The organism is Nocardia sp. NPDC023852, from assembly GCF_040639505.1.
GTDB lineage: Bacteria > Actinomycetota > Actinomycetes > Mycobacteriales > Mycobacteriaceae > Nocardia.
Genome location: NZ_JBFAAB010000057.1, coordinates 1 through 6,768, shown reverse-complemented (window position 1 = coordinate 6,768; position 6,768 = coordinate 1). Strand labels below are relative to the sequence as shown.

1 pseudogene is annotated in these 6,768 nt (G+C 68.7%); it reads right to left on the bottom strand.

The window, feature by feature from the left end:
- A pseudogene (locus AB0H00_RS31680) lies at positions 1-6,528 on the bottom strand (hypothetical protein); the annotation flags it as partial.
- Positions 6,529-6,768: the final 240 nt, after the last annotated feature.

Below are 6,768 nucleotides of genomic sequence, written 5' to 3'. Positions count from 1 at the left end.
GCCGCCGCTGTAGCTGTGCTTGATCACGACCCCGTGAACCGGGTCGTGGGCGATGAATCCGGTGTGTCCGATACCGTCGCGGTATTCGACTACGAACGCTGCTCGCATTCCGGGGGTGTCGCGCACCAGCTTCACTAGTTGCGTCATTGTCAGTGGACCGTGGTGGTCGCGGTTGAAGTTCCCGCCTATTTTTTTCGCGAGATTGATCGCGGTATCGCCGGCCAGCCGGTTGCCGCGGGGTGGTTTCACCGGTTCCGGGCCGACGCGGCCGGTGGCGTCCCAGTTCGCCCATGCGAACGCCCAGTCCGCGAAGGTCGCGCACTCGCCGACCAACAGCGGCTCGTCCGCATCGCCGTCGGTGGTGTCGGTTTGCAGGGCGGTGCCGTCTTGGGCTGCCCGCTGGGTGAGGAACTCGACCGTTTCGGCCAGCTCGACGGTGAGGTTCTCGATTGTCCGGATCTCGGCCTGCAGGGCTGCGATGACCGCGGGGTCGGCACCGGGCTGATCGGGTTGGTTGTCCCGGTTTTTCTGTTGTTCGTCGCCGAGTTCGATCCGTTTGTGGTCCAGCGCGGTACGGGAGGCAAGCATGCGGACCGCTGCTGGCAAGCCGGCCGCCGCTAGTACGGTGTCGGGGTAGGCGGTGATGAACGCGGCGCGTTCGTCCTCGGTCAGCCTCGGCCACAGTATCCCGAGTTCCCGAGCCCGAGCCCGCCGGTCTGCCTCGATGTCCCGTACCCGGCCCGCCCCGGGTACCAGGTCCGCGAGCCGCACCCCTTCGCGCTCCAACGCCTTCCCAACCACCGCACGCGCCCGCCGTACCGCACGCGCGCGCTCGGCCCGTATCCGGGCTCGTCGAGCCGCGCGACCGGGCAACCCACCACTGGGTGCACCGACCGCCGCAGGCCGATCGGTGCCAGTCGCATCGGGTTCGGCAGCGCCGGTCCCGGCCGGAGGGGGCGGCAGGCCGGCCAACGCCGCGGGATCCGGTGTCGACAGCGCCGTCGACCCACGACCCGGTATCGCCACCGGCGCTACCGCAGGCGCCGTCGGACGCTGCGAACCCGCATCGGGGGCCGCTGGTTTACCCGGCAGTGGATCTTCAACCGTCGCGGCCTTCTCGGCGGTCGGAGCGTTGTCGACCACCGTGCTGTCCGACCGCAGGCCACCCCCACCGTCCAACGCGGCTACCGCGTTCTCCAGGATTTCGATCTCGGCCTGCAGGGTTGTGGCCAGCAGACCATCCGGGTCTGTTTGGCGTACTTCGCCGAGTTCGATCCGTTTGAGATCCAGTGCAGTACGCGCCGCACGCAGCCGTGTGAGGTCGGGCATGTCGACCGCGCCGAGGAGGGTTTCGGGGTATGCGGTGAGGAAGGCTTCCCGTTCCTGCGGGGTGAAGCCGGTGTCCCATAATTGCATGAGCAACCGGGTCCGTGCCCGGAAGTCCGACCACACGTCCCGTACGCGTCCTGCACCCGGGATCAGGTCGGCGAGCCGCACTCCTTCGCGTGTCAATGCCGTCGCTACGATTTCGCGGGCGTCGTGCACTGCTTGTTCCCGTTCGGCTCGCAGCCGGGCCCGCCGGGCCGCGCGTCCGGGCAACTCCGCAGCGGGGGCGTCCACCGCCGTGGGCTGATCGGTGCCAGCGGTATCGGGTTCGGTGGCAGCGGGCCGGGGCGGGGTTTGGTGTTGCAGGCAGGCCAACGCCACCGGGTCCGGTGTTGTCAGTGCGGTCGATTCACGTCCTGGGATCATGACCGGCGCGGCGGGGTCGGCGGCTGGAGCGGTTGGTTGCCGCCGGTGTGGGCTGATCGGAGTCGGGTCGGATTCGGCCGGCAGGGCGGCCGTAGCGTGGTCAGCCTCGGTGAGGGTTGTGTTGTCTGATTGTGGTTCGTGCGCCGCGGTGAGGGCGGCGGCCAATTGTTCTATCCGCTCGATGTGCGTCTGCAGTGCGGTGACCAGCGCGGTATCCGGGTTGTCTTTCGCTTGCTCGTCGCCGAGCTCGATCCTGGTCAGGTCGATCACGGTGTGGGCTGCCCGGATCCGGTCGGTGTTCGGCAGGCCCGCGGTGCCCAACACCGTTTCCGGATATGCTGTGATGAATGCCGCCTGTTCCGGCGGGGTCAACCGTGGCCAGAGTGCGGCGAGTTGGCGGGCGCGGGCCCAGGCGTCGGCCCGCACGTTACGCACCCGACCCGCACCGGGCACCAGGTCGGCCAGTGGTATTCCTTCGCGCTCGAGTGCCGCGGCGACCACCTCGCGGGCTTGCTGTACTGCCTGCTCACGCTGGGCACGCAGCCGGGCTCGGCGGGCGGCGCGAGCGGGCGTAGCAGCCGCCGCCGGTTGTCCGGTGGAGCCGTCGACAGCCGTCGAATTCCCCTCCGCAGCAGGCTGATCGGCACGAGCCACCTCGAGGTCGATGATCTCCACGCTGTGTCCGAGGCTGTCTCCGGCCGCATCAGGAGCTGTCCCGGACCGGTCCGGCAGCTGTTCGAACGCGGTGTCCAGCATCGCCGGGTCCGGTGTGGTCACGGCGGTGCTCTCCCGACGCGGGATCGCCACCGGCACAGTGGCATGTGCCGTCGGGCGCGTGCTGCGCACGACCCATCCCCATGAGCCGGTCGGGCCGGTGGCGGGATCCGTCTCAGTGGTGTCGGTGTCGGTTGCTGCCGTCGACACCTCGGGTTCCGGCTCCGATACCAGATGTGGACGGGGTTCCCGATCTGGATCGAACCCCGGATTCGCGACAAACACCTGAACAGCCGGCATGTCCGCTATAGCTGGCGCAGCAAGGTCGTTGTCGAACCGCCCCAGGAAGAACTGTGGAGCGATCCCACCGGCGAACACATGCATATGCCCCCACACGAACCTGCCTCGTGTTCCCTGCACCAGATACATTCGGGCTGTCGCACCCGCGGGCCCCAACGCTGCCCGGGCCGCTTCGGGTGAATCGTGGGCTACCACTACACCGTCGATTCCCAGCAGGTTCGGTATCGCATCCGGATGCACACCATCCACGAACGGTGCCACCGTATTTCCCTCCGGCACCGCTATATACGCCACCCCTTCGGCCACATACTGCACCGGTGTCGAGGATTTCCCGAGCCGCCCCAACAGACCCGCGATATCCACCCCCTTCTTCACTACCGCCCCCGCCAACGGGTCCTGATCCACCCTCAGGCCCGTCGCTTCGATGCCCTGTGCCACTTCCTGCGCTGTCGGCGCTGGTGGCTTATCGGCCCAGCGCGCGGCCGCCGCGCGGGCCGCCTGGGCCCGCTGGGTCAGCCGCTGCCCGCGGACCTCCTGCATATCGGCCACCAATGCCGCGATTTGCTCGGGCAGTGACGGTTGCGGCTCGGGCAGCTCGCGGGGCTTGCGCTGCGGATCGAAAGCGGAATTCTCCACGTATATCGACATGTCTGCGGAGATTTCATGCCAGCCCGCCACGAAATTCTCCGCGAAACCGCCCACGAGCAATGCCATCGTCGGATTTCCCGAGGAGCCCGCCCGGATGAAGCCCGGCGCCTTCACCACCACCACACAGTCCGCGCCGAACGCTTTCGCTTGCTCGAGTGAGGTGAAACCGGATGCGTAGCCCCGACCGGCCGGGGTGATCCCCTCGGTCAACACTTTCGCTAAATCCGACACCGGGATAAATGCCTCGACCCCGCCCGGCACCCATGTCACCGGGGACCGCTGCCGGCCCCACGTGGCCAGCACCCGGTCCACGCCCACCGTCGCGCCCTGCGGCGTCGCCGCAGGCCTGGGATCGGTCCCCTCCGGCAGCCCGGAAATCGCTCTGCCCAACGCCGCGTCCGCGGTGAACTGCTCCAGCGCCGCTGTCTTCGACTCCGCCAGAACCTGATCCATGGTCAGACCCGAGCCGGTCTCCCCGGTGCCCGATTGTGCCCGCCTCGCCAGGCGCGCGGCCGCGGCCCGCCGCTGCCGTTGCGGATCTGCGGTATACGGCGCCGCATGCGGCCTTTCTTGCGTCGGTGCCGGTTCGGTGGGCGCCGGTGCCACCGGTCGCGGCCGTGGCCTGGGGTCGGGGTCGAACCCCGGATTCTGCACGAACACCTGCACGGCCGGCATGTCCTGAAAATCGGGGACATCCAAATCCAGGTCGTCGTCTTGGTAGCGGCCCATGAAGAATCGTGCAGCGATCCCACCCACGAACATGTGCGCGTTGCCTTGCACGAACCTTCCCCGGTGTCCCTGCACCAGATACACCCGAGCCGTCGCCCCCGCGGCCCCTAACGCCGCGCGCGCCGCCTGCGGTGAGTCGTAGGCCACCACCACACCACCGACTCCCAGCGCATCCGGGTGCGCGCCCTCCACGAACGGTGTCACCGGATTCCCCTCCGCCACCGCGATATACGCTGCCCCCTGCTCCACGTACCGCGGCGGTGTCGAGGACTTCCCGAAGCCGGTCACCAATGCCGCCATATCCACCCCGTCGGCCACGACCGCCCCAGCCAACGGGTCCTGATCGGCCCTCAGGCCCGTGGCTTCCATCCCCCGCGCCACTTCCTGCGCTGTCGGGGCCATCGCCGGGGCCGCTTCGGCCTGGTTCCGCGCAGCAGCCTCCCGCTCAGCAGCGTGCTGTGTGCGCTGCTGGGCCCGGAACTCCCGCATATCGGCCGCCAGATCCGAGACCTGCTCAGACAGCGACGGCTCCGGCGTCGGCGGCTGCGGCGGCTTCGTTTCTTTGCGTGGTACCCGTCCGGGAACAAACCCCGGGTTCTGCACGAAGATCGAGACCGCTTCCACCCCTTTGCCGGACACCACGTGTTTGCCCACCACATATCGGCCGGCCACACTGTCCAGCAGCATCACCACCCCCGACGCCTCGTCGATGAACCCGCCCGGGGCGTCCACCACGGCCACGCACTCCGCGCCGAACTCCATCGCTTTTTCCAGCGAGGTGAACCCCAACACCGCCCCCGCGGTGTCCTCGCCCACCATCCCGGTCTCGAACAACACCTCCTCACCGTGTGCCAACGGGACATACACCACCGGCCCGGTCTGCTCCCCCAACCAGCGCACCCGAGCCGGCGCGTCCGGATTCCCCCAGGACGCGGGAAGCGCTGTCGGATCAACCACCCGACCATCCATCGCTGCAGGCGCTGGATCCGCCCCCGCGGGCAATCCCCGCGCTTGCATCCCGCGACGCAGGTCCTGTTCGGAGGGCCGTAACGCCTCCGTGAGCCACGCGGCAGTGTCCTTGTCCTGGCGCCGCTGCCACTTCCCATCGGCCGGGTTCGGTAGCTGCGCGACCCGCGCGGTCTCCTCCAGCGCATCCGCCACCGCGGGCTTGGGCTCCGATTGCCGGTCGGGATCGAATCCCGGATTCGGCACGAACGCCTGCACATCGGGCAAGTCCGCGAATTCGGGCACATCCAGCCCGGTGTCGGTATTCGATTGGAGACGGCCGAAGAAATTGTGCGCGGGTATTCCCCCTACATACAGGTACGCCTTAGCCCCATTGGGAAGTTCCTGCTCGAACCTGCCGCGGCGGCCTTGCACCACATACACCCGGCACTGCCCGCCCTCAGCCGCCCGCGCGGCCTCGGGAGAGTCATAGGCCACCACCACACCCGAGGTCTTCGATGTCATACCGTTCACGAACGGTGCTTGCGGGCTGCCCTCTTTCACGGCCACATACGCCACCCCGTCGTCGGTGAACGTCGGTGGATTCGCCGACTTACCGAAACCCGCCAGCAGATGGTCCAGCTTCACCCCGGTCAGGTCCGCCGCCCCCGCCAGCGGATCCTTCTGCGCTGTCAGCCCGGTGACGTCTTTGCCGCGCTGGACCTCCTGCGGTGTCGGTGGCTTCGGCTTCTCCGCCGGCACCACCTGCGCGGGCTGCGGGCGGGTCGGCGGATCGACCGGGCGTGGTTTCTGCGTCGGCGCCTCCGGCCGCCCAGCATTCACCGGCTCCGGGAAAACCGATTTCCGTGCCGGATCGAAACCGGAATGCTCCACATAAATAGACATATCCCCGGAAATTTCATGCCAGCCCGCCACGAAATTCTCCGCGGCCCCACCCACGAACAACGCCATCGGCTCACCCGAAATGCCCTCCCGAATAAAGCCCGGCGCCTTCACCACCACCACGTTGCCGGCACCGAACCTCGTCGCCTGTTCCAGCGAGGTGAATCCGGACACATAACCCGAGCGCCCCGGGGAAAACCCTTCCGCCAGAACCTTCCCCACATCCGATACCGGGAAAAACGCCTCGGTCTCTCCCACCCAGGTCACCGGCTTGTCACCATGCCCGAACTCGGCGAACACCCGGTCCAGACCCACCCTCGCCTGCCCCCGGGGCGTGGCCGCATCCATCGGATTCGCCTCCGGCGGTATCCCCGTCGCCGCCCGCCCCAACTCCGCATCCACCCGCAACCGCTCCAGCGAGGTCCGCTGCAGCTCCGCCAGAAGCTGCTCGGCCGTCTGCCCCGAACCGGCATTCGGATCACTACCCGCCCGCCCCGGCGCCTCCCCCGCCCCCGGAGCCGAAGCAGTGGCCGGCACAACCGGACCGCCATCAGTCTGATCCCCAGCCGCAGCCGGGCCACCCGCCTGGCCCACCGGCGCCACAGGCGCCACAGGCGTCACAGGCGCGGCGGGCGGCGCGGCCCCCGCTTGCGGACCCGCCACCACACCCGCCCCCGCCGGCGGGGTCCGTGGCGAGACCGGCCCCGCACCACCCTGCGACGGCCGATCCAGCACCGACCCAGTGCCTGAATCACCCCGTACCGCAGGCGATCTCCC